This window comes from Mitsuaria sp. MSU3D, from assembly GCF_056867975.1.
In genome coordinates, this window is the sequence record NZ_CP200314.1 from 392538 (window position 1) to 417557 (window position 25020).

Below are 25020 nucleotides of genomic sequence, written 5' to 3' on the forward strand. Positions count from 1 at the left end.
TCGACGACGCCCCGCACATCGATCACGGCGACAAGACCGTGCGCAGTCGAGGGCGGCGATCCACGCATGGCCCGATCAGGGAGGCTGAGATGGACGGAATGTTGGGGAGGACCCCGGACTTGGGTCGGCTGATGGCCTATCGAGGGCCGGAACGCCGGCGCGGATCGCCGGATCGGTGGTGGCGCCATGCGCTGGAAGAGATCGACCTCGGGGTCTGTCTCGTCGCCGGCGAGGGGCTGCTGCTCTATGCCAACAGCACCGCGCGGCGGCAGCTCGACGAGACGTCGCCGCTGCAGATCGTCGACGGTCAGTTGATCGCGGCGCAGCGCAACGATCAATTGCGATTGGAAAGCGCGCTGGCCGACGTGCAGCGCGGGCTGCGGCATCTCATCTGTCTCGGGCGCGGGCCGGGGCGCCTGTCGCTGTCGGTGCTGCCGCTGCAGGACGGGCACGGCCGGCCGTCGCAGGCGATGGTCGTGCTCGGCAAACGCAACCTGTGCGGGGAACTGCCGATGCTCGCCTTCGCGCGTGAACATCAACTGACGGCGGCGGAGCTGCAGGTGCTGCAGTCGCTCTGCTCCGGGTTGCAACCGCAAGAGATCGCGCATCGCCACGGGGTCGCCATCTCGACCGTGCGCACGCAGATCGCGAGCGTGCGGGCGAAGACGGCGACGGAAAGCATCCGCGACCTGGTGTCGATGGTGGCGCAGTTGCCGCCGATGCAGGGCGTGTTGCGGGTGATGGAGCGGGTTTGAGGCTGCCTGCCTGCCTTCCTGCTGAGGATCGTGCGTTGGCCGCGAGGTCAAGGGGCCTTGGCGTCAAGCGCCAAAACCCCTCGACCTCCCGTCCCCAACCATCACCGTACTTGCCCGGTTTTGCTGCCGGGGACTGCAACGAGCTTCAGGCGCGCTTCGGTTCCAGCGTCTTCTTGTAGAGGGTCGAGCCCTCCAGATCCTTCAGGGTGACCGTCATCGCACGTGTCTTTGCGTCGATGTCGACCTGGCCGAAGAACTGCGTGTCGGGCGCCGGCGCGGCGTTGGCAATGCCTGGCCCCTTCTGATACGCGACCTGCATGCCGAAGGTGCCGTCAGCCTTGTTGGGGCCGAAGCCGCCAGCGTGCAAGGGGCCGGAGACGAACTCCCAGAAGGGCAGGAAGTCGGTGTGCTTCGCCTTGGCGGGATCGAAGTAGTGAGCGGCGGTGTAGTGCACGTCGGCGGTGAGCCAGACGATGTTGTGCAGCTGGTGGCGCTTTATCTCGCTGAGCAGGCGCGCGATTTCCAGCTCGCGGCCGCGCGGCGCGCCGTCGTCACCGTTGGCGATGGCCTCCCACTTGTCGCGGCCCTCGGCGTCCTTGCCGTCGTTGACGTGCAGGCCGATCGGCATGTCGGCGGCGATGACCTTCCAGACGGCCTTCGAGCGCTTCAGTCCTTCGAGCAGCCACGCGATCTGCGGCCGGCCCATGAAGGCGCTGTCGGCGTTCTCCTCGGTCTGGAGGTTGGCGCTGTTGGGGCCGCGGTAGCTGCGCATGTCGACGACGAAGACGTCCAGCAGCGGCCCCTGCGGCAGGTGGCGGTAGATGCGTTCGCTCTCGACGTCGCCGAAGCAGCGCATCGGCGCGTATTCCTGGAAGGCCTTGGTGGCGCGGGCGACGAGCAGCGGGATGTTCTTCTCGGTGTAGCGCGCGTCGCCGGAGAGGTCCTTGCTGTCGGAGTAGTTGTTGGTGACCTCGTGGTCGTCCCACTGCCAGATCTGCGGCACGTCGGCCGACATGCGGCGGACGTTGGCGTCCATCAGGTTGTAGCGGTAGCGGCCGCGGTACTCGTCGAGCGTCTCGGCGACCTTGCTGGTCTGCTCGGTGACGACGTTGCGCCAGAGCGATCCGTCGGGGAGCTTGATCTCGGCCGGGATGGGGCTGTCGGCGTAGATGGTGTCGCCGCTGTGCAGGAAGAAGTCGGGATTGATGCGGCGGATCTGCTCATAGATCTTCATGCCGCCCCATTGCTCGTTGATGCCCCAGCCCTGGCCGCAGGTGTCGCCGCTCCAGGCGAAGCGGACATCGCGCAGGCCCTTCGCGCCGAAGGCGGCCGGCAGGCGCAGATGTCCGGCGACGGGCTCGGACAGCACGCGCTCGTTGTGCAGGTCCTGCAGGACGACGCGATAGAAGATCTCCTGCCCGGTGGGCAGGCCGCGCAGGTCGATGCGGCCGGTGAAGTCGGAGTCCTCGAGCAGATGCGGTCCGCGCACGCGCTGGAGGTTGGCGAAGCTGGCGGTGGTGGACCACTCGAGCCAGAGGCGGCTCGGGCGGTCGCCGCGGGTCCAGACGATGGCGCCGTCGGCGATGGGATCGCCGGACTGGATGCCGTGCGGCATCTGCGGGCGCATCGCGTCGCGCGTGATGACGGCGGGGGCCTGCGCCCGCGCGCCGGGCAGCGTCAGAAGCGAGGCGCCACCCAGAAGGGTGCTGGCGTGGAGGAAGCGGCGGCGGTCCATGCGGGTCTCCCGGAGAGATCAGAAAGGCGAAGCCCGCGATGCTGCCGGGAGGGTGTGACGAGGCGGTGACCGGCCGGCGTCAGCCGACGGTCCTCACTGCCCCGCTGGTGGCTCCCACAGCTCGACCTTGTTGCCTTCCGGGTCGATGACCCAGCCGAACTTGCCGTACTCCGAGTCGTCGGTCTTCTCAAGGACGTTGCAGCCCTCGTCGCGCAGCGCCTTCAGCAGCGACGCGAGATCCGCCACCCGGTAATTGATCATGAAGGGCGCCTTGTTCGGCCCGAAGCCGTCGCCGCCCTCGGCCGCGCCGATGGACCAGATCGTCGAGCCGCCCGTGGGCTGGCCCGCGTCGTCGGTCCATGTGAACGCCGCGCCGCCCCACGGCTGGACATCGACGCCCAGGTGCGTCCGGTACCAGTCGCGCAGGACCGCCGGGTCCTTGGCGTTGAAGAAGATGCCGCCGATGCCAGTGACTCGTTTCATGTGGGAACTCCCGACAGGTTGATCGATCTCAAAGACATCGACGGTCGTCTCACCGACGATGCACCGCTCCGCGCTTGAGCGTCAGCAGACACAGCAGCGCGATCAGGGTGAACAGGGCGCCGCTCCAGATCTCGTAGGGCAGACCGAGCAGCGTGTACGCGGACGCTTCACTGCAATTGGCCGTGACCATGAAGATGCTCGGGATCCGATCTTCCAGCTTGAACATCGTCAGCACGCGGTCCGCGAAGGTCATGTCGCAACTGGCCAGCTTGGAGGCAACCTCGTGCTGGTAACCCGCGGCGAACAGCCCCGCCACGCCCAGCGCGCCCGACAGCAGCAGCGACAGCACGCGCACGAAGCCGACGCGCTGCAGCACCCAGCCCAGCACGCTGACCGCGGCGATCAGCAGGAAGATCCCCCGCTGCATCACGCACCACGGGCACGGCTTGACGTTGAACTGGTACTGCGCCACCAACGCGGCCGCCACGGCGGCGAGCGACACCAGCGCGCTGAAGGCCAGCACGCGCGAGGGGGTCAGCGCACGCATCAGTCGGCGATCTCGGCGATCAGCTCGATCTCGACGCAGGCGCCCATCGGGATTTGCGCCACGCCGAAGGCGCTGCGCGCATGCGCACCCTTCTCGGGACCGAAGACCTCGCCGATCAGCTCGGACGCGCCGTTGGTCACCAGGTGCTGCTCGGTGAAGTCGCCGGTGCTGTTGACCAGGCTCATCAGCTTCACGACGCGCTTGACCTTGTTCAGGTCGCCGACCGCCGCGTGCAGCGTGCCCAGCAGGTCGATCGCGATCGCGCGCGCGGCCTGCTGGCCCGTCTTCGTGTCGGTGTCCTTGCCCAGCTGGCCCACCCAGGGCTTGCCGTCCTTCTTCGCAATATGACCGGACAGGAACACGAGGTTGCCGGTGCGGACGAACGGCACGTAGGCCGCGGCGGGCACCGCCACCGGCGGAAGTTCGATGCCGAGTTGGGTCAGGCGGTCGTAGACGGAAGTGCTCATGAGGATCTGCGCGGAAGTGGAAAAAATCGCCGGGAATCCTACACCCCGGCCTGGCGTTGGACACTCGTCCCGCTCGCGGCCCTGCTGGGCATGGGGCTGGTCCATGCCCTCCCGGAACTGCCCGGTCCCGCCGCCTGGCGGACCGGGACCGCGATCGCCGTGATGCTGGTGTTCACGATGGTGTTGCGGGCCGCCCGTTGGGCCACCCGTTGGACCACCCACCGGACGACGCTTTGGACGACGCATTGGCTGGCCTGGTCGCTGCTCGCGGCGATCGCCGGAGCCGGGCTCACCGCGGCGCGGGCCGGCGCGCGCATGGCCGAGGTGCCGGCCGCCGACCGCGAGGGCCAGGTCATGACCCTCACCGGCCGCATCGGCAGTCTTCCCCAGCGCACCGACGGCATCGGCGGCGTCGAGGGCTGGCGCTTCATCCTCGACGTCGAGCCGCCCGCGGTCAGCGCCGGTGCGCCGCCGCGCGTGCTGTTGTCCTGCTATCAGATGCCGCTCCCGCCGCGCGCCGGTGAGCGGTGGCGCCTCGACGTCAAGCTGCGCCGTCCGCACGGCCTCATGAATCCTCGCGGCTTCGATCAGGCGCTGTGGATGCTCGACCAGGACCTGCCGGCCGCCGGCAGTTGCCGCAGCAAGGGACAGGAGCGACTGGCGGCCAGCGGCTTCAGTGTCGACGCGTTGCGGCAGTCGATGCGCGACGCGATCGACCGCCAGCTGAGCGAGCGGCGCGACCGCCGCGGCGCTGGCGTGCTCGCCGCGCTGAGCCTGGGCGATCAAGGCGCGGTGAATGCCGCCGACTGGGGGCTGTACCGCGATGCCGGCGTGTCGCATCTGCTCAGCGTGAGCGGGCTGCACGTGACGATGTTCGCGTGGCTCGCCGGCGCCGCCGCCGGCTGGGCCTGGCGGCGCAGCGCGCGGCTGTGCCTGTGCGTGCCCGCGCCGCGCGCGGCGATGTGGATCGGTGTGGTCGCCGCCGGGCTGTACGCGCTGTTCTCCGGCTGGGGCGTGCCGTCACAGCGCACGGTCGGGCTGCTCGCGATCCTCGCGCTCCTGCGTCAGGCCGGTGCGCGCTGGCCGTGGCCGACGAGCCTGTGCGCCGCCGCCGCCGGGGTCTGCGCCGCCGATCCGTGGGCGCTGACGCAGGCCGGCTTCTGGCTCTCGTTCGTCGCCGTCGCGCTGCTGATGGCGGCGGACCACCGCGCCGATCCCGGCTGGCGCGGCGCGCTGCGCAACGCCTGGCACACGCAGTGGGTGGTGACGCTCGGCCTCGCGCCGCTGACGCTGCTGCTGTTCCAGCAACTGTCCATCGTGGGCCTGGTGGCGAACGCCTTCGCCATCCCGCTGGTGTCCTACGTGATCACGCCGCTGGCGATGCTCGGCGCGCTGTGTCCGCCGTTGTGGACGCTGGGCGCGTGGTGCGTCGCGCTGATGAACGCGATGCTGGAAGCGCTGCGCGTCCTGCCGCTGGCGGTCTGGCACCTGCCGTGGCCGACGGCGTGGGCGCAGGTGCTGGGACTGGTCGGCGGTGCCGTGCTCGCAATGCCGTGGCCATGGCGGTTGCGGCTGGGTGGACTCGCGCTGTGCGTGCCGATGTTCTGGCCCGTCATCGAGCGGCCTGCGCCGGGGCACCTCGACCTCTGGCTACCCGATGTCGGCCAGGGCGGCGCCACGATCCTGCGCACGCAGGGCCACACGATGGTCTTCGACGCCGGCCCGTCGTGGGGGCCGGGCTCCGATGCCGGGCAGCGCGTGCTGCTGCCGCTGCTGCACGGACTCGGCGAGCGGCGACTGGACCTGCTGATGGTCAGCCATGCGGACCAGGACCACGTGGGCGGCGCCGCGAGCCTGCTCGCGGGGATGCCGGTCGAGCGGCGGCTCGGCGCCGTGCCCGGCGGGGAGGGTTGCCGGCGCGGACAGCGATGGACCTGGGACGGCGTGCGTTTCGAGGTGTTGTGGCCGATCGCCGACGGTGAGCCGGGCGAGCCGGATGGCGCGGGCCAGAGGCGCAAGGAGACCAGGCGCAACGCCGGTTCCTGCGTGCTGCGCGTCGAGGCGTCCGGCCGGCGTGTGCTGCTGACCGGCGACATCGAAGCGCCGCAGGAGGCGCGCCTGGTGCGCGAGGAGGGCGGGGACGGCCTGCGGTCCGAGGTCCTCGTCGTGCCGCACCACGGCAGCCGGACCTCGTCGACGGTCGCGTTCGTGGGGGCGGTTGCGCCGCGCGTGGCGGCGGTTCAGTCGGGTTATCTGAACCGCTTCGGCCATCCGAAGCCGGACGTCGTGGCGCGCTACCTCGCCGCGGACGCGCTGCTGCTCAACACGGTGGACTGCGGCGCGTGGCGCTGGCGCAGCGACCGCTGGTCACCACCGGTCGACGACTGCGAACGGGCGACGCGTCGGCGCTACTGGCTGCGCCTGCCGCCGGGTGTCCGCCCGGACCTCCCGACCCTGCCGTCGCCCGCCGACCTCCCCGCGAGCGTTCCGGAGCCGGATGCCGCCGACGTTGTTCCCCCTGGCGTTCCCCCTTGAGGGTGTTCCACCCTGAGCGCGTTCCACCCCGGGTGCGACCGGTGCTGCCCCCTGTCACCGGGGCTGTGCATGCCGCCGGACAGGTGCTAGCTTCCGAGGGCGACGCCACAACGGGCGCCGAAGGGAGGATCACATGGGAATGCTGTCCGACTTGAAGGTGGGAATGCGGCTCGGTCTGGGTTTCGCGCTGCTGGTGCTGCTGATGCTGGCCATGGGCGCCTTCTCGGCGAGCCGCGTGGCGCAGGTCGAGGGAAAGGTGGAGGACCTGGCCACCAACTGGCTGCCGAGCACGCGCACGCTCGGCGCCATGGGCGAATCGATGAACCAGATGCGCCGCGCGGAGTTGCAGATGCTCGTCGGCGGCGATCCGAAGACGATCGCGGACGAGGCGGCGCGGCTCACCGATCAATGGCGCGTGCTGCCCGGTCTGCTGTCGACCTACGAGAAGCTCATCTCCAGCGACAAGGAGCGGCAGGTCTTCGACGATCTCGCACGCCAGGTCCAGGCGTATCGCACGACGCAGGAGCGCTACGTGGCGGCGCTGGGTGCCGGTCAGCGGGACGAGGCCGTGACCCTGCTGCGCGGCGATTCACGCGCCGCGTTCCGGGGCGCGACCCAGCGTCAGGCGGAACTCGTGAAGATCAACACCGACGGTGCCCATGTCGCGCACGAGCAGGCGCGCGCCGACTACCGCGTCGTGCTGACCGCGATCTGGACGCTGGTCGCCGTCGCCATGGCGCTGGGCGCGCTGGTCGGCTGGCTGCTGACGCGGTCCCTGACGCTGCCGCTGCGCGCGGCCTCGGCCGCGGCCGACCGGATCGCCGACGGCGACCTGCGCGACATCGCCGCGGCGTCTCGCCGGGACGAGCTCGGCGACCTGCTGCGGGCGCTGGGCAAGATGCGCGACGCGCTGCATGCCTCGATGTCGACGGTGCGCGCCAGCGCCGATCAGATCGCCGAGTCCAGCCGCGAGGTCGCCAACGGCAGCTTCGACCTCTCCAGCCGCACCGAGCAGGCGGCGTCCAGCCTGGAGCAGACCTCGGCGGCGATGCACCAGCTGACCGATGCCGCCCGCCAGAGCGCGAGTAGCGCCGACGAGGCCAGCCGCATCGCCCAGGACGCGGCCGGCGTGGCCAGCCGCGGCGGGGACATGGTCGGGCGGGTCGTCTCGACGATGGCGGGCATCCAGCAGTCGTCGCGGCGCATCGCCGACATCATCGGCGTGATCGACGGCATCGCCTTCCAGACCAACATCCTGGCGCTCAATGCCGCGGTCGAGGCGGCCCGCGCGGGCGAGCAGGGCCGGGGCTTCGCGGTGGTCGCGTCCGAGGTGCGCGGCCTGGCGCAGCGCAGCGCCCAAGCGGCGCGCGAGATCAAGTCGCTGATCGCGGATTCGGTCGAGCAGGTCGAGACCGGCTCGCGCGCCGTCGGCGACGCGGGGTCGACGATGACGCAGGTGGTCGACGCGGTGACGCAGGTCAGTCAGCTGATCCGCGAGATCGCCTCGGCCACCGGCGGACAGACGCAGAGCCTGTCGGAAGTCAACGCGGCGGTGACGCAGCTCGACGGCATGACGCAGCAGAACGCCGCGCTGGTCGAGGAGTCCGCCGCCGCGGCCGAGGCGCTGAAGGAACAGGCCGCGCGCCTGAGCCAAGTGGTGGCGAGGTTCCAGTTGGCGGGGTGAGGGTCAGCGGGCTGTCGCCGGCGTAGACGTGGCCGGATCAGCGGATGATTGCAGGCGCGCTGAGGTTACGCCGTGAACACCAGCGCGATCTGCTCCGGCTCGCGCATGGCGCGGGCCCTCGCCGAGGGCGCGGCCTTCGCGCCCGGCTCGGTCGCCTTCAGGTGATCCACCAGGAAACGCGCCGTCTCGGGCGAGCGGCTCATCTCCGCCGCGACGACCGCCTCCAGTTCCGACGGATGCACGTCCATCGCCGTGCACAGCTTGAGTAGGCGCGCCTCGGCCTCGAGGTAGTGCCGCTCCACCGTCAGCTTGCGCGAGAAGAGGCCCATCACCTGGCCGACGCGCAGCAGATGCACGTCCAGCAGCGCGACGTCCTCCGACGCGGACCAGCCGCGCACGATGGCCGATGCCGTCTTCGGTCCGACGCCCGGCAGTTCCATCAGCCAGTTGCGCACGTCCTGGCCGGCCTCGAAGTCCGGCGCCGAGAGCAGCGCCGGCATCACCGCCGCGAGGTGCCTGGCCTTCTGCGCCGCGAAGCGGAAACCCAGCGCCTTGCCCTCGACGTGCAGCGGCTCGCTGAGCCACGCGGTGAGCGTGAGCTCGCAGACGCCGGGCTGCACGAAGGCCCCGCGCTCGCGGATGCGCGCGAACGCCGCGAGGCCCACGGCGGCCGGGATGCCCGGCCCGCCCAGCAGCGACGCGCCGACCTCCTCGGCCAGCGAACGGCCGGACGCCGCGGGCGCCGTCGCATCCTGGCGTTCCAGGCGACGGCGCAGCGCCTGCTGCGTCCAGTAGGCGGGGGTGGGGAATTCCTCGACGGCGCCCCAGCGCACGCCGGTCAGCAGGAGGTGGTGGGGATCGGGAAGTTCTCTTTGGAGGGAGCCGTGGCGGGAGACGAGGGCAACGATCTGGGTCATGGGAGAAGGGGAACGCCGCCTCTCTGGGCGGCTGGATAGGTGGTGTTCAGCCATTGGGCGAACGCGGCGCGCTCGACCGGATCCATGGCATGGACACGCTCTTGAAGGCGTTCGAGACGCCGCTTGTGGGTCTGGCGCTCGCGGAAGGTGGCTCCGCGGTGCCGGCTGTCGTGAAGCATCTCAGGCGGTTCGAAGTTGAACCACAGCGTCTCCGTCCGCACGTCGGTGTGGGTCTTCGCGCGGAACGCCACCGTCCGCCACCCCCGCAGGAGGGCGTCGTACGACGGATGCGCGTAGCCCGACACGATCACCCGGCACGGCAGCGCCGCGAGCTGCGCCAGGAGCGCCTCGTGGTCCGCGGCGTCGTATTCGTGCCGGTAGATGCGCGTCTGCCGACGCGTCTCGGGGTGGTAGGGCGGGTCCACGTAGACCAGCTCATCCCCCTCGAACACATGCCGCGCGAGGAAATCCTCCGCGCGGCCATGCACCAGCTCGACACCGGGCAGGGCCAGGCCTTGCCAGTGCGCGATGACCCGCTCGTCAGCGTCGATGGCGATCGATCGCGCCGCCGGCAGCTTGTGGCGCAGGACCGCGCCACCGCCGACATGCGTCTCGATGTACACCCGGTGCGGAGGCATCAGGTTGATGACGTGCTGGTACGTCTTTCCCTTGCCGCCTGGATACTTCATGCGCCGGATCATCGTCAGAAGTGACGATGATGTCAAGGCGGGAGGCGGTCGATCGGGCGAGCGAAAGCCGGCGGAGCCGGTGCCCCTCTCCGCTCAATCTCCTCCTCGCCGCTCGGAATTCGCTCCGAGGGGCACCGGCTCCGCCGGCTTCGAATCACCGAGGTCTGCGGGTCGTGCGTGACGTGCGTGACGTGCGGCGGCGGTCAGAGCGCCGTCAGCCAGTCGCAGCGCAGGCGGCCCGATCGGTGCAGCCGGCGTCGGCCGCCGGTGTAGGCCATCGGCAGCAGCCAGGCCATCAGGCACAACGGCAGTGCGATCCACGCCTGGATCAATAACGCGCCCGGAACGCCCATGAAACCCAGCATCCAGATCGTCAGCACGACGTTCCAGACCGCCAGCTCCACCGGGTGGCGGGCGCTGTGCATCACCATCCAGCGCTTCACCTGGCTGAGCTGCGTGAGAGTCATGACGGGCTCCTGGACGACGGGAGAGGGGGGCCTGGACGGCCTCGATGAGTGGGAAACCGGACGGGTGGAAGTGTAAGTTTGGAGTCAGGGTTTCCCCATCCCACGCTCGTGGAGCCCGAGTGGAACTCCGGGTTATCCCGCCATGCGGCATGGGGGCCGGGTGCCGATTGGCACGGGGGACGGGTCGGCGGGCTCGTGTATGGTTCGCCCCTTCTCAGAAGGTGGACAGGAGTCCCGCGAATGAAACGACTGATGTGGGCCGCGCTGGCGTTGTACGCCGCGGCCGGCGCCCAGGCGCATGAAGGCATGTGGATGCCGCAGCAGCTGCCCCTGGTGGCCAAGGACATGAAGGCCCTGGGCCTGAAGTTCGATCCGGCGCGGCTGTCGCAGCCGCTGGGGTATCCGATGGGCGCGGTGGTGAGCCTGGGCGGCTGCACGGCCTCGTTCGTGTCCCCGCAAGGCCTGGTGGTGACGAACCACCACTGCGCGTTCGGCAGCATCCAGTACAACTCGACGCCGCAGAAGGACCTGCTGAAGAACGGCTTCCTGGCCGCGTCGCTGGCCGATGAACTGCCGGCCGCGCCCGGCAGCCGCATCCTGGTCACCGTCGCGCTGAGCGACGTCACCGACAAGGTGATCGACAAGAAGACCGCCGCGCTGCAGGGCAAGGCCCGCGTCGATGCGATCGAGGCCAACGAGAAGTCGCTGGTCGCCGCGTGCGAGAAGGACGCCGGCCACCGCTGCTCGGTGGGCGCGTTCTACGGCGGCCTGATGTACCAGCTGACCAAGCAGCTCGAGATCCGCGACGTGCGCCTGGTCCACGCGCCGGCTGAAGGCGTGGGCGTCTTCGGCGGCGACACCGACAACTGGATGTGGCCGCGCCACACCGGCGACTACAGCTTCTACCGCGCCTACGTCGGTCCGGACGGCAAGCCGGCGGACTTCAGCAAGGACAACAAGCCCTTCCAGCCGCAGCAGTTCCTGAAGCTGGCGAGCACGCCGCTGAACGAGAACGACTTCGTGGCCGTGGCCGGTTATCCGGGCCGCACGAACCGTCATCGCCTGCCCAGTGAAGTCGACTTCGCGTTCTCATGGGACTTCCCGCATCGCGTCAAGGCGATGGGCGAGCAGCTCGACCTGATCAAGGAGGCGACCACGGGCCGCCGCGATGCCGAGATCAAGCTGGCCAACACGGTCGCCGGCGTCAACAACTACTACAAGAACTACCAGGGCCAGATGGCCAGCTACGCGGGCAGCGACATCCTCGCGCGCAAGCAGGCGGCCTTCGACGCGATGAAGACCTGGGTGAACGCCGACGCCAAGCGCCGCGCCGCCTACGGTCCGTCGCTGGTCGAGGTGGAGCGCCTGATCGCCGAGCGTCAGGCCATCGTGCGCCGGGAGTTCCTGCTGAGCTACGCGACGCCCTCGCTGGTCAAGAGCGCGAGCGACCTGTACGAGCAGTCGTTGCAGCGCAAGAAGCCCGATGCGGAGCGCAAGGCCGGTTACCAGGACCGCGACCAGCTGCGTCGCAAGCAGGCCGTGGAAACGGTGGACCGCCGCTTCGACGAGATCACCGAGAAGAAGGTGGTCAGCCACTTCCTGACGCAATACCTGGCCCTGCCGGCGGATCAACTGAACGCTGCGTTCCTGAACGCGCTGGGCGTGCGTGCCGGCATGGATGCGGCGGCCGTGACGGCGCGCGTCGATGCGCTGTACGCGGGCACGAAGCTGACCGACAAGGCCGAGCGCACCGCCTGGCTGTCGCGGGATGCCGCCGCCTTCGAGGCGAGCGCCGACACGCTGGTCAAGGCCGCCGTGGCGCTGCACGCCGACGAGGAAGCGCGCGAGAACCGCGACAAGGAACTGGCCGGCAAGCTGCAGCAGGCCTATGCCGCGACGATGCAGGCCGAGATCGACTTCAAGGCCAGCCGCGGCCAGCCGGTCTATCCGGACGCCAACAGCACGCTGCGCGTGGCCTTCGGTCAGGTGAAGGGCCGCACGCCGGGCGTGGACGGCACGACCTGGACCGCGTTCACGACGCTGCGCGGCATCGTGGCCAAGCACACCGGCACGGGCGAGTTCAATGCGCCCGCCGAGCAGCTCGCCGCGATCAAGGCGCGCCAGTTCGACAAGTACGGCGTGAAGGCGCTGGACTCGGTGCCGGTGAACTTCCTGGCGACGCTGGACACGACCGGGGGCAACTCCGGCTCGCCGGTGCTGAACGGCAACGGCGAACTCGTCGGCCTGCTGTTCGACGGCACGCTGGACGCGGTGATCTCCGACTGGGACTTCAACGACCACATGAACCGGAGCATCTGCCTGGATGCGCGCTACATGCTGTGGCAGATGAAGGTCGTCGACAAGGCGGACCGCCTGCTGAAGGAAATGAACGCGCTGTGATGGCGCGGTCTTCCGGCTGAGCGATCCTCGCGGTCGCTCCGATCAACGCCCCGCCTCGCGCGGGGCGTTTGCATTCGGACGCTTACTGCGGGAAGGTGCCCGGCAGCAGGATGTCGCGGCCGACGCCGCGCAGTTCGCGGTGGCCGCAGAAGGCCATCGTGAGCTCGAGTTCCCGGTGGATGATCTCCAGCGCCCGGGTCACGCCGGGGCGGCCCATCGCACCGAGTCCGTACAGGAACGCCCGGCCGATGTAGGTGCCGCGCGCGCCCAGGGCCCAGGCCTTGAGCACGTCCTGGCCCGAGCGGATGCCGCCGTCCAGGTGTACCTCGATGCGGTCGCCCACGGCGTCGACGATGCGCGGCAGCGCGCGGATGCTGGACTCCGCGCCGTCGAGCTGGCGTCCGCCGTGGTTGCTGACGATGAGCGCGTCGGCGCCGGTGGCCGCGGCGAGCTTCGCGTCCTCCTCGTCGATGATGCCCTTGATGATCAGCTTGCCGCCCCAGCGGTCGCGGATCCATTGCACGTCGCTCCAGCTCAGTTGCGGGTCGAATTGCTTGGCGGTCCATTCGGACAGCGAGCTCATGTCGCCGACGCCCTTCACGTGGCCGACGATGTTGCCGAACTGCCGCCGCGGCGTGCCCAGCATGCCCAGGCACCAGCGCGGCTTGGTCGCCATGTTGATCAGGTTGGGCAGCGTCAGCTTGGGCGGCGCGGACAGGCCGTTCTTCAGGTCCTTGTGGCGCTGGCCGAGGATCTGCAGGTCCAGCGTCAGCACCAGCGCCTCACACTTGGCGGCCTTGGCGCGATCGATCAGGCTGTGGATGAAGCCCTTGTCCTTCATCACGTAGAGCTGGAACCAGAAGGGCGCGGTCGTGTGGGCCGCCACGTCCTCGATCGAGCAGATGCTCATCGTCGACAGCGTGAAGGGCACGCCGAACGCCTCGGCGGCCTGCGCGCCGAGGATCTCGCCGTCGGCGTGCTGCATGCCGGTCATGCCGGTCGGCGCGATCGCGACGGGCATCGCGACGGGGCGGCCGAGCATGGTGGTCGCCGTGCTGCGGTTGTCCATGTTCACGGCGACGCGCTGGCGCAGCTTGATGGACTGGAAGTCCGATTCGTTGGCGCGGTAGGTGCTCTCGGTCCAGGACCCGGAATCCGCGTAGTCGTAGAACATCCGCGGGACACGGCGCTGCGCGAGCACGCGCAGGTCTTCGATGCAGGTGATGACGTTCATGCGCCGCATGCTAGGCGAGCCGCGCGGACCATGACCGGAAAGTTTCGCGGGCCGGGTCGGAGGATCGTTCCGACGGACTCAGGGCGTTCCCGGGGCGGCGCGGGTCAGACGGCGCCCGAGCCCGCGTGCGCACCGGCGCCCCCGTCGGCGCCCCCGTCAGCGCTCAGCGACCGGCAATGCTGGACGAGCCAGCGTGCGAAGGAACGCGCCGCGTCGCCGTCCGCGTGCCTCACCAAGCCATACGGCATCGCCGCCGGGACGGCGAGATCGAACAGGCGCTTGAGCGCGCCGCTGCGCAGGTAGGTCGCGGCCAGGCTCGGCCGGCCGAGCACGACGCCCTGGCCGCAGGCGGCGGCTTCCAGCGTGAGGCCCAGGTCGACGAAGCGCGTGCCCTGCGCGGGCTCGGGCCAGTCGAGGCCGGCGGCGCGCAGCCACGGCTGCCAGGGCTGCAGCGGCGTGCGCAGCAGCGGGGCCGAGGCCAGGTCGGCCGGCGCGTGGATGGCGGGCAGACGCGCGAGCAGCGAGGGCGCGGCCATCGGCGTGATGACGTCGACCAGCAGGACATCGCCGCCCGCCGGGACGGTGCCGGCGAAGATCTCGACCTCGGCGGGAGGCGCGGGCTGGTCCAGGAACGGGGTGGACAACAGCAGTTCGAGCTCGATGTCCGGATGCTCGGCCTCAAAGCCGGGCAGGGCGGGGACCAGCACCTGGCGCGCGAAGGTCGGAGGGCTGGAGATGCTGAGCCGGACGACACGCTGCTGCTCGCGCCGGTGCAGCGGCACGGCGGCCAGCAGCGAGAGCGCGGTCCGGACCTGGGCGAGGTACTCCTTGCCCGCGGCGGTCAGGCGCAGCGGGTTGCGCGTCAGCAGCGGCTGGCCGAGACGTTCCTCCAGCGTCGCGATGCGCTTGCCGACGGCGCTTGCGCTGACGTGCAGCCCCTCGGCGGCGCGTTCCAGGCTGCCGAGCCGCGCGACGGCCTCGAAGGCCAGCAGGCCGTCGATCGAGGGCAGGCGCAAGGTGTCGGCCAGGGGCTCGTCAGGGGCGAGGCGCGAGGAGTCGCTCATGGGCGCGACTGTAGCGTCCGGAACTGCCCAGGCCCTCAGCGCTTCAGGGCGACGGATGTCGAGCGCACGTGGGGTCGCACAGCGCGGCTACAGTGACGCAATGTCCGAAGTTCCCGAGAGACGCCCCGCCCGGGTGCTTGATGCAGCGGCCCGCGAGGCGGTCGCGCATGAGGTCGCGCATGACGCCGCTGACGAGGCCGCTGCCGACGATGCCACCGTGCGCGTGCTGGAGCAGGCTTCCCTGTGGCGCCGTCTGCCGTGGATGGTGGGCGGCGCGCTGAGCCTGGCGCTGGGCGTGATCGGCATCTTCCTGCCGCTCTTGCCGACGACCCCGTTCGTGCTGCTGGCCGCGTTCTGCTTCGCGCGCGGGTCTGCGCGCTGCGAGGCGTGGCTGGTCGGCCATCCCCGTTTCGGGCCGATGATCGTCCAGTGGCGCGCCAATCGTGCGGTGCCCCTCCGGGCCAAGCAGATGGCCTGGGGAATGATGGCGATCAGCTCGATCATTTCGGCCCTCGTCATGCCGGTCGTTCCCTGGTTACCCGCCGTCTGCTGCCTGGCGGTCGGCATCTGGCTCTGGCGTTTGCCTACTGCCTGATCCGACAGACGATGTTCCCACCAATCCCCTGATGGCCGCATCCAGAGCGACAAGGCCGGCGACGGTGATGAAGACGCGATTGGTGGTCATCAGTGCGCTGACGGCGGATGTCGACAACACGGCCGTCGACATCAAGAGACAAGGATAGAGCGAGAGTCCATCCCAGAGGTCACGCACGATGGGGCGATCGGCGGATCCCTTTCCCAGAAGGCGGACCCAGGCGGTGGCCAAGGCGGCGATCGCCACGCAAAGGACGTCGTGGATGGAGGCGTCGATGAAATCGGGCATTGCTGATGCTCCGTTCTCATATCAACGATTCCGCTCATTGCGGTCCAACCAGAGCGTGATCACTGCGGCGATCGCGATCGCCGCGAGGTCTCGGTAGACGCCCTGGGGAAAGAACAAGCCGCTGCAGACGCTCAGGAAACCGCCCCCTCCCAAGGTGGTTCGGATCACGCCGAACCAACGGTCGTAGGTGGACTTTCCCTCGCAGTGGAAATGGCTGGAAATTGAAGGAAGTGGGCTGCGCATGGATCGCTCTTCATGACTGCTGGAGCGATCACTGTGCGCGTCCATGGGCGTATCAAAATGCAAGCAGCCGGTCGCATGGGGGAGGCGTCGACGCAAGTCTTGCGAAATATCAACTTCCGTTCCTTCCTCTTCCACATCCTCATGACCGAGCGCATCGGTCGGTGACTCTGGCGTCGCACTGCGCCTCAACTGAACAGTGTCAGGTTCTCCGGCTTCGGTCTCGCGGGCGAGTCGTCCTTCGGTGCGGGCGCGGCTCGCCCCCGCGTCTTCGGTTCGACATCGCCCGGCCGGCTGAGCTTGCCGACCCGCACGCCGAGCAGCCGCAGGCGCTGGCTCAGGTCCACGCGCTTGAGGCACAGCCCCGCCGCGTGCCGGATCGAGGCCGCATCCTGCACCGGCGCGTCCAGCGTCAGGTCGCGCGTCACCGTGCGGAAGCCTTCGAAGCGCAGCTTGATGCCGATCGTGCGCCCCAGGTAGCCCTTGCGCTGCAGGTCCGATGCCAGCTGCTCGCACAGCGCGGTGAAGATCCGCGACAGCTCCGGCCGGTCGCGCTTGGCATGCAGGTCGCGCTCGAAGGTCGTTTCGCGGCTGATGGACACCGGCTCGCTGTAGGTCACCACCGGCCGCTCGTCGAGGCCCCACGCCGCCTGGTGCAGCCATGCGCTGTAGCCCGCGCCGAAATGCTGCAGCAGCAGCTCCGGCGCCGCGGCCGCGAGCTCGCCGATCGTGTGGATCTCCAGGCTCTCCAGCTTCGCGCCGGCCTTCGGCCCGATGCCGTTGATGCGCCGGACCGGCAGCGGCCAGATCTTCGTCGGCAGGTCCTCCATCATGATCAGCGTCAGGCCGTCGGGCTTGTCGAGCTCCGATGCGATCTTCGACAGCAGCTTGTTCGGCGTCACCCCGATCGAGCAGGTCAGCCCGGTCGCGCGCTGCACCGAATTCTTGATCTCCCGCGCGATCCCCCGCACGCCGCCCAGCGGGTCGTGCCCGACCGCGTCGCGCGCGCCGGGCACGTCGGTGAGGTCGATGTAGATCTCGTCGATGCCGCGGTCCTCGATCACCGGCGCGATCTCGCGCACCGCCGCCTTGAACAGCCGCGAGAAGTGCCGGTACGAATCGAAGTCCGCCGGCAGCAGGATCGCCTGCGGCGCGCGCAGCGCCGCCTTCATCAGCCCCATCGCGGAGAACACGCCCAGGTCACGCGCCGCGTAGGTCGACGTCGTCACGACGCCGCGCCCGGTGTAGTCGGCGAGCTTGAAGAACTCGCGCGTGCCGTCGGGACGCTCCTGCGGCGTGTGGGCGCGCCGGCCGCCGACCACCACCGGCAAACCCTTGAGCTCCGGATAACGCAGCAGCTCCACGGACGCGTAGAACGCGTCCATGTCCAGATGGGCGATCAGGCGATCGGGCAACGCTGGCGTCGGCTCGGCCATGCGAAGGATTGTGAGCGCCGGCGCTGACAGTCGCTGTCAGCAGGGCCGGCGGCGGTCAGTGTCCGCAGCTCGTCGACCCGCAGGCCGAGACGGCCGACGCGGTGTCTGCGGCCTGGGCCTCGGCACTTCCCGCGGCCCGGATCGGATCGCGGCATTCGCCGGTCTTCGGATCGAAGCCGCGCTGTTCCATCGTGTAGACCAGCGCCGCGTCCATCATCTCGGCGTGACCGGGGAACCACTGCGACAGCTCGGTGCGCACGATCGCCAGCGGCTCGCGGTCGCCCAGCTCCTCGGCGTAGCGTACGACCTCGCGCATCACGTTCAGGACCATCGCATGCTGGCTGCTGTGGCAGTTCTCCGGCTCGAAGCCGGTCGCCGCCATCCAGCGTTCCTCCATCGCGAAGTGCTCTTCCGTGTGGGCCAGCAGTTCCTTGAATGCCGGCAGCGCGTCCTCGCCGCGATCGAGCGTGTCGGCGTAGCGGTTCAGCAGCGCGACGAATTCCTCGTGCGTGTGGTCGAGCTCCGGCTGATTCAGCACGAGCTCGTCGGTCCAGGCCAGCGCGCTCATGCTCATGCCTTCACATCGGTGGTCGCCAGGCGCGCGCGGTGGCGCGCCACCTGCGCGCGCACCTGCGCCGGCGCCGTGCCGCCGAGGATGTTGCGCGCGTTCAGCGAGCCCTGCAGCGACAGCACCTCGTAGACGTCCTCGCCGATGCGCGGATCGAATTGCCGGAGCGACTCCAGCGGCAGCGCCGACAGGTCGATGCCCTGCGCCTGCGCCGTCTTCACCGCGTGCGCGACGATCTCGTGCGCGTCGCGGAAGGCCAGGCCCTGCTTGACCAGGTAGTCCGCCAGGTCGGTCGCCGTCGCGTAGCCCTTGAGCGCGGCGCGCTCCATCGCGTCGGCCTTGACCGTCAGGCCGGCCATCATCTCCGCGAAGATCCGCAGCGTGTCGCTCAGCGTGTCGACGGTGTCGAACAGCGGCTCCTTGTCTTCCTGGTTGTCCTTGTTGTAGGCCAGCGGCTGGCCCTTCATCAGCGTGATCAGGCCCATCAGGTGGCCCACCACGCGGCCGCTCTTGCCGCGCGCCAGCTCGGGCACGTCCGGATTCTTCTTCTGCGGCATGATGCTCGACCCGGTGCAGAAGCGGTCCGGCAGCGCGATGAAGCCGAAGGCCTGGCTCATCCAGAGGATCAGCTCCTCCGACAGGCGCGAGATGTGCACCATGATCAGCGCGGCCGCGGCGCTGAACTCGATCGCGAAGTCGCGGTCGCTGACGGCGTCCAGGCTGTTCTGCGCGACGCCTTCCATGCCCAGCGTGCGCGCGACGCGCTCGCGGTCCAGCGGGTAGCTCGTGCCGGCCAGCGCGGCGGCGCCCAGCGGCAGGCGGTTCACGCGCTTGCGGGCATCGAGCAGCCGCTCGACATCGCGGGCGAACATCTCGACGTAGGCCAGCATGTGATGACCGAAGGCCACCGGCTGCGCGACCTGCAGATGGGTGAAGCCCGGCAGGATCACGTCGGCGTGGCGTTCGGCCTGGTCGACCAGCACGCGCTGCAGCTCGGCGAGCAGGCCGACCAGCGTGTCCATCTCGCCGCGCAGCCACAGGCGCACGTCGGTGGCGACCTGGTCGTTGCGGCTGCGTCCGGTGTGCAGGCGCTTGCCGGCCAGCCCGACCAGCTCGGTCAGGCGGGCCTCGATGTTCAGGTGGACGTCTTCCAGGTCCAGCTTCCATTCGAAGCGGCCGGAGGCGATCTCCTCGCGGATCTGCGCCATGCCCTTCTGGATCGCGGCCAGGTCTTCGGCGCCGATGATCCCTTGCGCGGCCAGCATGTCCGCATGGGCCAGCGAGCCCTGGATGTCGGCGGCCCACAGGCGCTTGTCGAAGTCGACGCTGGCGGTGTAGCGCTTGACCAGCTCGCTCACGGGCTCGGAGAACAGGGCGGACCAGGCCTGTGTCTTGTTGGCGAGCTGGTTGTCGGCGACCGGCGGGGTGGACGAGGAGTCAGTGGGGGAGGAGGACATCGGCTTGCAAGGCGTTACGACTTCGCGGCGCCCCGGGCGTATCCGCATGGGAAGCGGGCGGACGCCTGGGTGAGAATGAGCCGCCGATTCTAAAGGGGCGCCGCCGTGGCGCCCGAGGGGCTGCAGTCAGAGGACAGGACAGTGCGGGGACGGGAGGATCCGATGGCCACGAAGGCAAGGAACGGGAGCTCGCCCGGGAAGGACCCGTGGCGGTCGACCCAGCCGTCGCCGGAGGCGATGGACGCGCTGGCGCCGTCCACCCAACCCATGAGCACGCAACCGCTGGACAGCCGGCCGATGCCGATGCAGCCCGCCTGGGAGGAAACCCGCCTGGACGCGCGGGCGGCCGAACCGCCGCGCCTGATCGACGCGCAGCGGCGCTTCGACGTCTGCCATGTCGGCCTGGTGTTGCGCGCGGTGCTGGGCGTGCAGCTGGTGCTGTCGCTGGGGCTGGCGATGACCTCGGAGACCGTGGCGCAATGGACCTGGTCGATGGGCGGGGCCTCCGTCGCGGCGCTGAGCGGCGTGCTGGCCTGGCTGCTGATCGTGTGCGCGGCCAAGCGCGTGCTGGCGCGCTTGCCCGAGTGGGCCCAATGGACGCTGCCGATCGGGCTGGGCGCGATCTGCGCACACGGTGGTGCGCTCCTGTTGGAGGCCGTGGACATCGGCATGCTGGGCACCTTGCAGCGCACCGCGGCGGTGCTGGCGGGGGCGATGGCGGCGGGGGTGCTGCTGGGCTGGCTCAAGCTGCGCGAGCGCGCGCAGGCGCCGGCCGACGCGCTGGCGCGGCTGGTGGAGCTGCAATCGCGCATCCGGCCGCACTTCCTGTTCAACACGCTGAACACCGCGATCGCGCTGGTGCGCGTCGATCCGAACCGCGCCGAGGAGGTGCTGGAGGATCTGGCCGAGCTGTTCCGGGTGGCGCTCGCGGACGCGGGACCGACCGCCGAAGGGGTGCGCCTGGACCAGGAGGTCGAACTGGCGCGACGTTACCTGGCGATCGAGCAGTTGCGCTTCGGCGACCGGCTGCGCGTGCATTGGCAGCTGGATCCGCATGCCGCGGAAGCGCGCGTGCCGCCGCTGCTGCTGCAGCCGCTGGTGGAGAACGCCGTGCGCCATGGCGTCGAGCCCAACGACGGCGGCGGCGATGTCGACATCGTGACGCGCGCGCGCGGCAGCGAGATCGAGATCCGCGTCGTCAACACCGTCGGCCTGCCGTCGCGCGGCAAGGGGCACGGACTGGCGCTGCGCAATGTGCGGCAGCGCTTGAGGCTGATGCACGACGTGGCGGCGCGCCTGGAGGCGGGTCCTGGCGAGGGACGATTCGTGGTGCGCATCGTGATGCCGCGCTGAGGCGGCACATCGCGACGATCACGGGGGTTATGAAAGCAATGGGACGGGAGGGAAGGACATGCTGACGCATCCGCCGCTGAGGGTCTTGATCGTCGACGACGAGCCGCTGGCGCGGCTCCGATTGCGCGGCCTCGTCGAGGCCAACGAGGAACCGCGCGCCGAGGTCGTCGCCGAGGCCGGCAGCGGCGACCAGGCGCTGGCGTGGCTCAAGGACCATGCCTGCGACCTGATCCTGCTGGACGTGCAGATGCCGGGCCTGGACGGGCTGGGACTGGCGCAGGCGCTGCGCGGACGGCCCTTCGCGCCGGCCATCGTCTTCGTCACCGCGCATGCGCAGCACGCGCTGCTGGCCTTCGAGCTGGAGGCCCTGGACTACCTGACCAAGCCGGTGCGGCGCGAGCGGCTGCAGGCCAGCCTGTCGAGAGCCGTGCAGCGCATCGACGAACGGGCCGCGGCCAAGGCGCGCGAGGAGCGCGACGTCAACGGCCAGGAATCGTCGCCGGGCACGGAGGCGCCCGTCATCAACATCACCGAGCGCGGGCGGCTGCTGCGCGTGCCGCTGGCGGAAGTGCTCTATTTCAAGGCCGAGCTCAAGTACCTCACGCTGCGCACCGCGACGCAGAGCCATGTCATGGACGGCTCGCTCAGCGATCTGGAGCAGCGCCTGGGCGACCGCTTCCTGCGCGTGCATCGCAACGCGCTGGTCGCGCGGTCGGCGGTGCGCGAGCTCGAGCGCCACGTGCCGACCGACGGTCCCGCCGACGGCGATGGCGACAACGGCGGCGAACTCGGATGGGCGGTGCGGATCGCCCATGTGAATGAATGGCTGGCCGTCTCGAGACGGCAGGTCGCCGCCGTGCGGGAGGCCCTGGCAGGCCAGCGCTGACGCACCGGCCCGCGCGACCTCAGCCGGTGTTGCGCAAGCCCGCCGCGATGCCGTTGATGGACAGGTGGATCCCGCGCTGGACGCGTTCCAGCCGCGGATCCTCCGCGCGTTTCTCCGCCGGGATCGCGCGGTAGCGCCGCATCAGCTCGACCTGCAGGTGGTTCAGCGGATCGATGTAGGGGAACCGGTGTTCGATCGAACGGGCCAGCGCCGGATTGGCCGCGAGGCGGCCGCTCTCGCCGGTGATCAGCGCGATGGCTTCCTCGGTGCGTGCGAACTCGGTCTCGATCGCGCCAAAGATGCGCTTGGCCAGGCGCTTGTCCTCGACGAGCTCCAGGTAGCGGCGCGCGATGTCCAGGTCCGCCTTCGCGAGCACCATGTCCAGGTTGGACAGCAGCGTCTTGAAGAACGGCCATTGCTTGTGCATGCGCTTGAGCAGGGCCAGCTTCTCGTCGCGGCCCGCCTTGTCCTTGCCGAGGAAGTCCTGGATGCCCGAGCCGAAGCCGCACCAGCCCGGCAGCGTGATGCGCGACTGCCCCCAGCTGAAGCCCCACGGGATCGCCCGCAGGTCCTCGATCGCGCGCGTCGCCTTGCGCGAGGCGGGACGCGAGCCGATGTTGAGCTCGGCGATCTCGCGGATCGGTGTCGTGGCGAAGAAGAAGTCGGCGAAGCCCGGCGTGTCGTAGACCAGTCCGCGGTAAGCCGCGAAGCTCGCATCCGACAGCGCCTGCGCCGCGGTCATGAAGGCCTGCGGCGCCTGCTTGGTGGGATGCAGCAGCGTGGCCTCGAGCGTCGCGGCGACCAGCGTCTCCAGGTTGCGCCGGCCGATCTCCGGGTTGGCGTACTTGGAGTTGATGACCTCGCCCTGCTCGGTGAGCCGGATCTGCCCGTTCACCGTCCCGGGCGGCTGCGCGAGGATGGCCTGGTAGCTCGGACCGCCGCCGCGGCCCACCGTGCCGCCGCGACCATGGAACAGCCGCAGCGTCAGCGGTCCCTGCTGGCGCAGTTCGTCGAAGAGCTTCACCAGCGCGATCTCGGCGCGGTACAGCTCCCAGCTGCTGGTGAACACGCCGCCGTCCTTGTTGGAGTCGGAGTAGCCCAGCATGATGTCCTGCTCGCCGCCGGAGCGCCGCACCAGCGCGGCCATGCCGGGCAGCTCGTAGAAGCCGCGCATGATGCCGGGCGCGTTGCGCAGGTCGGCGATGGTCTCGAACAGCGGCACCACGATCAGGTCGCTGACCGCGTCGCCGTCGAGCGTGCCGCGCAGCAGGCCGACTTCCTTGAGCAGCAGCTGGACCTCCAGCAGGTCGCTGACGTCCTCGGTGTGCGAAATGATGTAGTGGCGCAGCGCCTCGCGGCCGAAGCGTTTCAGCGACTCGCGCGCGGTCTCGAAGATCGCCAGCTCGCCCAGCGTGCGCTCGCTGTAGTCGACGCCCAGCACCCGCAGCGGGCGCGTCTGGTTCAGCAGGTCGATCAGCAGCGCGCGGCGCTCCTGCTCGCCGAGTGCCGAGTAGTCCTCGCAGACGCGCGCCGTCTTCAGCAGCTCGACGATGGTGAGCTCGTGCTGGTCGCTGCTCTGGCGCAGGTCCAGCGTCGCCAGGTGGAAGCCGAAGACCTGCACCGCGCGGATCAGCGGCTTGAGCCGCGGCGCGATCAGCGCGTGCGCATGGTGGTGCTCGAGCGATTCCTTGATGATCCGCAGGTCCGCGAGCAGTTCCTCGGGCGACAGGTACGGGTCCTGCGGCGCGACCGCGTGGCGCAGCGCCTCGGTGCCGGTCAGCGACTCGAGCGTTGCCGCCAGCCGCGCGTACATGCCGGTCAGCGCGCGCCGGTAGGGCTCGTCCATCCGATGCTCGTTCTGGTCGGGGCTGCGCTCGGCCAGGGCCTGCATCGCCGGCGTGACGCCCGCCAGGCGCAGCGAGATCGACAGCTCCGCGCCCAGCTCGTGCATCTCGGTCAGGTAGTGGCGCAGCGCCAGCTCGCTCTGGCGGCGCAGCGCGAGGCGCATCGTGTCGGCGGTGACGTTGGGATTGCCGTCGCGGTCGCCGCCGATCCATTGGCCCATGCGCAGGAAGGGCGGCACGTCCTCGCCGGGCAGCGCCTCCTCCAGCTCGGTGTAGAGCTTGGGGATCTCGCGCAGGAAGGTCGCGTGGTAGTAGCTCAGCGCGTTCTCGATCTCGTCGGCGACGGTCAGCTTCGAGTAGCGCAGCATCCGCGTCTGCCACAACTGCGTGACGCGGGCGCGGATCAGGAGTTCGTTCGCGGCCAGTTCGCGCTCGGTGTGCAGGCGGTCGCGCGCACCGACCAGTTCGGCGACGGCGCGTTCGGCGTCCAGGATGCTCTTGCGCTGCACCTCGGTCGGGTGGGCCGTCAGCACCGGCGACACGAAGCCGTGCGCCAGCGTCTTCGCGACCTCCGCTGGCCGCACGCCGGCGTCGAACAGCCGCTCCAGCGCATAGCCCAGCGATCCCGGCTGCAGCGAGCCCTCGCGCTCGTGCACCTCGCGGCGGCGCACGTGGTGGCGGTCCTCGGCGATGTTGGCCAGGTGCGAGAAATAGCTGAACGCGCGGATCACGCTCACCGTCTGCTCGCCCGACAGGCCCTTGAGCAGCTTGTCCATCTGCTTGCCGGCCTGGGTGTCCCGCTTCAGGCGGAAGGCCACCGACAGCTGACGCACGCGCTCCACCAGTTCGTAGGCCTCGCGGCCTTCCTGCTCGCGGATCACCTCGCCCAGGATGCGGCCCAGCAGGCGGATGTCGTCCATCAGCGGCTGGTTCTTGTCCTTGATCGTCCTGATCGAACGGGTGCCCGTCGTCCCCTTGAGGGTGGGCCTGGCGGCAGGCTTGGCGACCGCCTTGCTCGTCGACTTCGGCGCCGACTTCAGTGTCGATTTGGGCGTCGATTTCGGCGTCGTCTTGGGGGCAGGTGTTGCCGCCGGCTTGGCGCGGGCCTTGGCGCGGGACTTCGAGGAGGCGGGGGTGGTACTGGCGGGCATGGCGGCGTCAGAGGTTCGTCAGGGACCGGCGGAGGGGGTGATGTAACGAAGTTACCTTCGGTTGACTTTAGCAGTTTCTTCGTGCGCGGCTCGCCCGTTGGCGTGGCCTGGCGTGGCGCGCGCGCCGCGATTTGCTCCGGGATCGCGCAAGCGACGCTTCGCGGCAAACGAGCTTCCCTCCATGGAGGGACGACAGGCGCATCCGCTCGGCTAGCATGCCGGCCC

At 69.9% G+C, this 25020-nt stretch carries 21 protein-coding genes; 7 read left to right on the forward strand and 14 right to left on the reverse strand.

The features are described from left to right. Positions 1-89: 89 nt before the first annotated feature. On the forward strand, positions 90-755 hold the full coding sequence (locus AC1VNM_RS01865; RefSeq protein ID WP_483105671.1) for a helix-turn-helix transcriptional regulator: 666 nt from the start codon (positions 90-92) through the stop codon (positions 753-755). 145 nt (positions 756-900) lie between these two features. On the opposite strand, the gene AC1VNM_RS01870 is transcribed toward AC1VNM_RS01865, so the two are convergent. The 4 genes from AC1VNM_RS01870 to AC1VNM_RS01885 form a co-directional block, all read right to left on the reverse strand. After that, complete coding sequence (locus AC1VNM_RS01870; protein WP_483105672.1) at positions 901-2490, reverse strand: alkaline phosphatase D family protein; 1590 nt, start codon at positions 2488-2490, stop codon at positions 901-903. 93 nt (positions 2491-2583) lie between these two features. Then, positions 2584-2973, reverse strand: a complete 390-nt coding sequence (locus AC1VNM_RS01875; RefSeq protein ID WP_377156263.1) for a VOC family protein — start codon at positions 2971-2973, stop codon at positions 2584-2586. 49 nt (positions 2974-3022) lie between these two features. Continuing rightward, positions 3023-3520 carry a disulfide bond formation protein B gene (locus AC1VNM_RS01880; RefSeq protein ID WP_483105673.1) on the reverse strand — a complete coding sequence of 166 codons (498 nt, stop codon included), beginning with the start codon at positions 3518-3520 and terminating at the stop codon, positions 3023-3025. Continuing rightward, complete coding sequence (locus tag AC1VNM_RS01885; protein WP_377156260.1) at positions 3520-3987, reverse strand: RidA family protein; 468 nt, start codon at positions 3985-3987, stop codon at positions 3520-3522. Before AC1VNM_RS01885 ends, AC1VNM_RS01880 begins: the two co-directional genes overlap by 1 nt. A gap of 90 nt (positions 3988-4077) precedes the next feature. Between AC1VNM_RS01885 and AC1VNM_RS01890 the strand changes: the two genes are divergently transcribed. Both AC1VNM_RS01890 and AC1VNM_RS01895 read left to right on the forward strand, forming a co-directional pair. Next, entirely contained in the window at positions 4078-6522 is a 2445-nt protein-coding gene (locus AC1VNM_RS01890; protein ID WP_483105674.1) for a DNA internalization-related competence protein ComEC/Rec2, read from the forward strand. 133 nt (positions 6523-6655) lie between these two features. Next, positions 6656-8206, forward strand: coding sequence for a methyl-accepting chemotaxis protein (locus AC1VNM_RS01895; RefSeq protein WP_483105675.1), 1551 nt, complete (start codon positions 6656-6658; stop codon positions 8204-8206). Between the two features lie 65 nt (positions 8207-8271). Here the strand turns inward: AC1VNM_RS01895 and AC1VNM_RS01900 are convergent, their stop codons facing one another. The 3 genes from AC1VNM_RS01900 to AC1VNM_RS01910 all read right to left on the reverse strand — a co-directional run bounded on the left by AC1VNM_RS01900 (position 8272) and on the right by AC1VNM_RS01910 (position 10279). Beyond that, entirely contained in the window at positions 8272-9123 is an 852-nt protein-coding gene (locus tag AC1VNM_RS01900; protein WP_483105676.1) for an 8-oxoguanine DNA glycosylase, read from the reverse strand. Continuing rightward, positions 9120-9812, reverse strand: a complete 693-nt coding sequence (locus AC1VNM_RS01905) for a DNA adenine methylase (protein ID WP_483105677.1) — start codon at positions 9810-9812, stop codon at positions 9120-9122. Before AC1VNM_RS01905 ends, AC1VNM_RS01900 begins: the two co-directional genes overlap by 4 nt. Before the next feature lie 203 nt (positions 9813-10015). Continuing rightward, a complete protein-coding gene (locus AC1VNM_RS01910) occupies positions 10016-10279 on the reverse strand; it encodes a hypothetical protein (RefSeq protein WP_377156253.1) in 264 nt (87 codons plus the stop codon). A gap of 240 nt (positions 10280-10519) precedes the next feature. On the opposite strand from AC1VNM_RS01910, the gene AC1VNM_RS01915 reads away from it, so the two are divergent. After that, positions 10520-12679: a S46 family peptidase gene (locus AC1VNM_RS01915; protein WP_377156252.1), complete on the forward strand. Its 2160-nt coding sequence runs from the start codon at positions 10520-10522 to the stop codon at positions 12677-12679. An 82-nt stretch (positions 12680-12761) separates the two neighbouring features. Here the strand turns inward: AC1VNM_RS01915 and AC1VNM_RS01920 are convergent, their stop codons facing one another. Together AC1VNM_RS01920 and AC1VNM_RS01925 are read right to left on the reverse strand one after the other, a co-directional pair. Then, positions 12762-13913, reverse strand: a complete 1152-nt coding sequence (locus tag AC1VNM_RS01920; protein WP_483105678.1) for an alpha-hydroxy acid oxidase — start codon at positions 13911-13913, stop codon at positions 12762-12764. Between the two features lie 104 nt (positions 13914-14017). Then, positions 14018-14977 (reverse strand): LysR family transcriptional regulator, encoded by a 960-nt coding sequence (locus AC1VNM_RS01925; protein ID WP_483105679.1) that lies wholly within the window; start codon positions 14975-14977, stop codon positions 14018-14020. Positions 14978-15077: 100 nt separating this feature from the next. Between AC1VNM_RS01925 and AC1VNM_RS01930 the strand changes: the two genes are divergently transcribed. Then, positions 15078-15572, forward strand: coding sequence for a YbaN family protein (locus AC1VNM_RS01930; protein ID WP_483105680.1), 495 nt, complete (start codon positions 15078-15080; stop codon positions 15570-15572). 309 nt (positions 15573-15881) lie between these two features. Here the strand turns inward: AC1VNM_RS01930 and AC1VNM_RS01935 are convergent, their stop codons facing one another. The 4 genes from AC1VNM_RS01935 to argH form a co-directional block, all read right to left on the reverse strand. Then, positions 15882-16148, reverse strand: a complete 267-nt coding sequence (locus tag AC1VNM_RS01935) for a hypothetical protein (protein ID WP_483105681.1) — start codon at positions 16146-16148, stop codon at positions 15882-15884. A gap of 140 nt (positions 16149-16288) precedes the next feature. Beyond that, positions 16289-17536, reverse strand: a complete 1248-nt coding sequence (dinB, locus tag AC1VNM_RS01940; protein ID WP_377156245.1) for a DNA polymerase IV — start codon at positions 17534-17536, stop codon at positions 16289-16291. A 55-nt stretch (positions 17537-17591) separates the two neighbouring features. Next, positions 17592-18110 carry a hemerythrin domain-containing protein gene (locus tag AC1VNM_RS01945; protein WP_483105682.1) on the reverse strand — a complete coding sequence of 173 codons (519 nt, stop codon included), beginning with the start codon at positions 18108-18110 and terminating at the stop codon, positions 17592-17594. After that, complete coding sequence (argH, locus tag AC1VNM_RS01950; protein WP_483105683.1) at positions 18107-19561, reverse strand: argininosuccinate lyase; 1455 nt, start codon at positions 19559-19561, stop codon at positions 18107-18109. Before argH ends, AC1VNM_RS01945 begins: the two co-directional genes overlap by 4 nt. 162 nt (positions 19562-19723) lie before the next feature. On the opposite strand from argH, the gene AC1VNM_RS01955 reads away from it, so the two are divergent. Together AC1VNM_RS01955 and AC1VNM_RS01960 are read left to right on the forward strand one after the other, a co-directional pair. Beyond that, complete coding sequence (locus AC1VNM_RS01955; protein WP_483105684.1) at positions 19724-20914, forward strand: sensor histidine kinase; 1191 nt, start codon at positions 19724-19726, stop codon at positions 20912-20914. A 58-nt stretch (positions 20915-20972) separates the two neighbouring features. Then, on the forward strand, positions 20973-21800 hold the full coding sequence (locus AC1VNM_RS01960; RefSeq protein WP_483105685.1) for a LytR/AlgR family response regulator transcription factor: 828 nt from the start codon (positions 20973-20975) through the stop codon (positions 21798-21800). A gap of 19 nt (positions 21801-21819) precedes the next feature. Here the strand turns inward: AC1VNM_RS01960 and ppc are convergent, their stop codons facing one another. Then, complete coding sequence (ppc, locus tag AC1VNM_RS01965) at positions 21820-24564, reverse strand: phosphoenolpyruvate carboxylase (protein ID WP_431104845.1); 2745 nt, start codon at positions 24562-24564, stop codon at positions 21820-21822. Between the last annotated feature and the right edge of the window lie 456 nt (positions 24565-25020).

Coding starts and splice junctions, on each gene's coding strand:
- AC1VNM_RS01865 (WP_483105671.1), top strand. CDS start 90: ATGGACGGAATGTTGGGGAGGACCCCGGACTTGGGTCGGCTGATGGCC.
- AC1VNM_RS01870 (WP_483105672.1), bottom strand. CDS start 2,490: ATGGACCGCCGCCGCTTCCTCCACGCCAGCACCCTTCTGGGTGGCGCC.
- AC1VNM_RS01875 (WP_377156263.1), bottom strand. CDS start 2,973: ATGAAACGAGTCACTGGCATCGGCGGCATCTTCTTCAACGCCAAGGAC.
- AC1VNM_RS01880 (WP_483105673.1), bottom strand. CDS start 3,520: ATGCGTGCGCTGACCCCCTCGCGCGTGCTGGCCTTCAGCGCGCTGGTG.
- AC1VNM_RS01885 (WP_377156260.1), bottom strand. CDS start 3,987: ATGAGCACTTCCGTCTACGACCGCCTGACCCAACTCGGCATCGAACTT.
- AC1VNM_RS01890 (WP_483105674.1), top strand. CDS start 4,078: ATGGGGCTGGTCCATGCCCTCCCGGAACTGCCCGGTCCCGCCGCCTGG.
- AC1VNM_RS01895 (WP_483105675.1), top strand. CDS start 6,656: ATGGGAATGCTGTCCGACTTGAAGGTGGGAATGCGGCTCGGTCTGGGT.
- AC1VNM_RS01900 (WP_483105676.1), bottom strand. CDS start 9,123: ATGACCCAGATCGTTGCCCTCGTCTCCCGCCACGGCTCCCTCCAAAGA.
- AC1VNM_RS01905 (WP_483105677.1), bottom strand. CDS start 9,812: ATGAAGTATCCAGGCGGCAAGGGAAAGACGTACCAGCACGTCATCAAC.
- AC1VNM_RS01910 (WP_377156253.1), bottom strand. CDS start 10,279: ATGACTCTCACGCAGCTCAGCCAGGTGAAGCGCTGGATGGTGATGCAC.
- AC1VNM_RS01915 (WP_377156252.1), top strand. CDS start 10,520: ATGAAACGACTGATGTGGGCCGCGCTGGCGTTGTACGCCGCGGCCGGC.
- AC1VNM_RS01920 (WP_483105678.1), bottom strand. CDS start 13,913: ATGAACGTCATCACCTGCATCGAAGACCTGCGCGTGCTCGCGCAGCGC.
- AC1VNM_RS01925 (WP_483105679.1), bottom strand. CDS start 14,977: ATGAGCGACTCCTCGCGCCTCGCCCCTGACGAGCCCCTGGCCGACACC.
- AC1VNM_RS01930 (WP_483105680.1), top strand. CDS start 15,078: ATGTCCGAAGTTCCCGAGAGACGCCCCGCCCGGGTGCTTGATGCAGCG.
- AC1VNM_RS01935 (WP_483105681.1), bottom strand. CDS start 16,148: ATGGACGCGCACAGTGATCGCTCCAGCAGTCATGAAGAGCGATCCATG.
- dinB (WP_377156245.1), bottom strand. CDS start 17,536: ATGGCCGAGCCGACGCCAGCGTTGCCCGATCGCCTGATCGCCCATCTG.
- AC1VNM_RS01945 (WP_483105682.1), bottom strand. CDS start 18,110: ATGAGCATGAGCGCGCTGGCCTGGACCGACGAGCTCGTGCTGAATCAG.
- argH (WP_483105683.1), bottom strand. CDS start 19,561: ATGTCCTCCTCCCCCACTGACTCCTCGTCCACCCCGCCGGTCGCCGAC.
- AC1VNM_RS01955 (WP_483105684.1), top strand. CDS start 19,724: ATGGCCACGAAGGCAAGGAACGGGAGCTCGCCCGGGAAGGACCCGTGG.
- AC1VNM_RS01960 (WP_483105685.1), top strand. CDS start 20,973: ATGCTGACGCATCCGCCGCTGAGGGTCTTGATCGTCGACGACGAGCCG.
- ppc (WP_431104845.1), bottom strand. CDS start 24,564: ATGGACGACATCCGCCTGCTGGGCCGCATCCTGGGCGAGGTGATCCGC.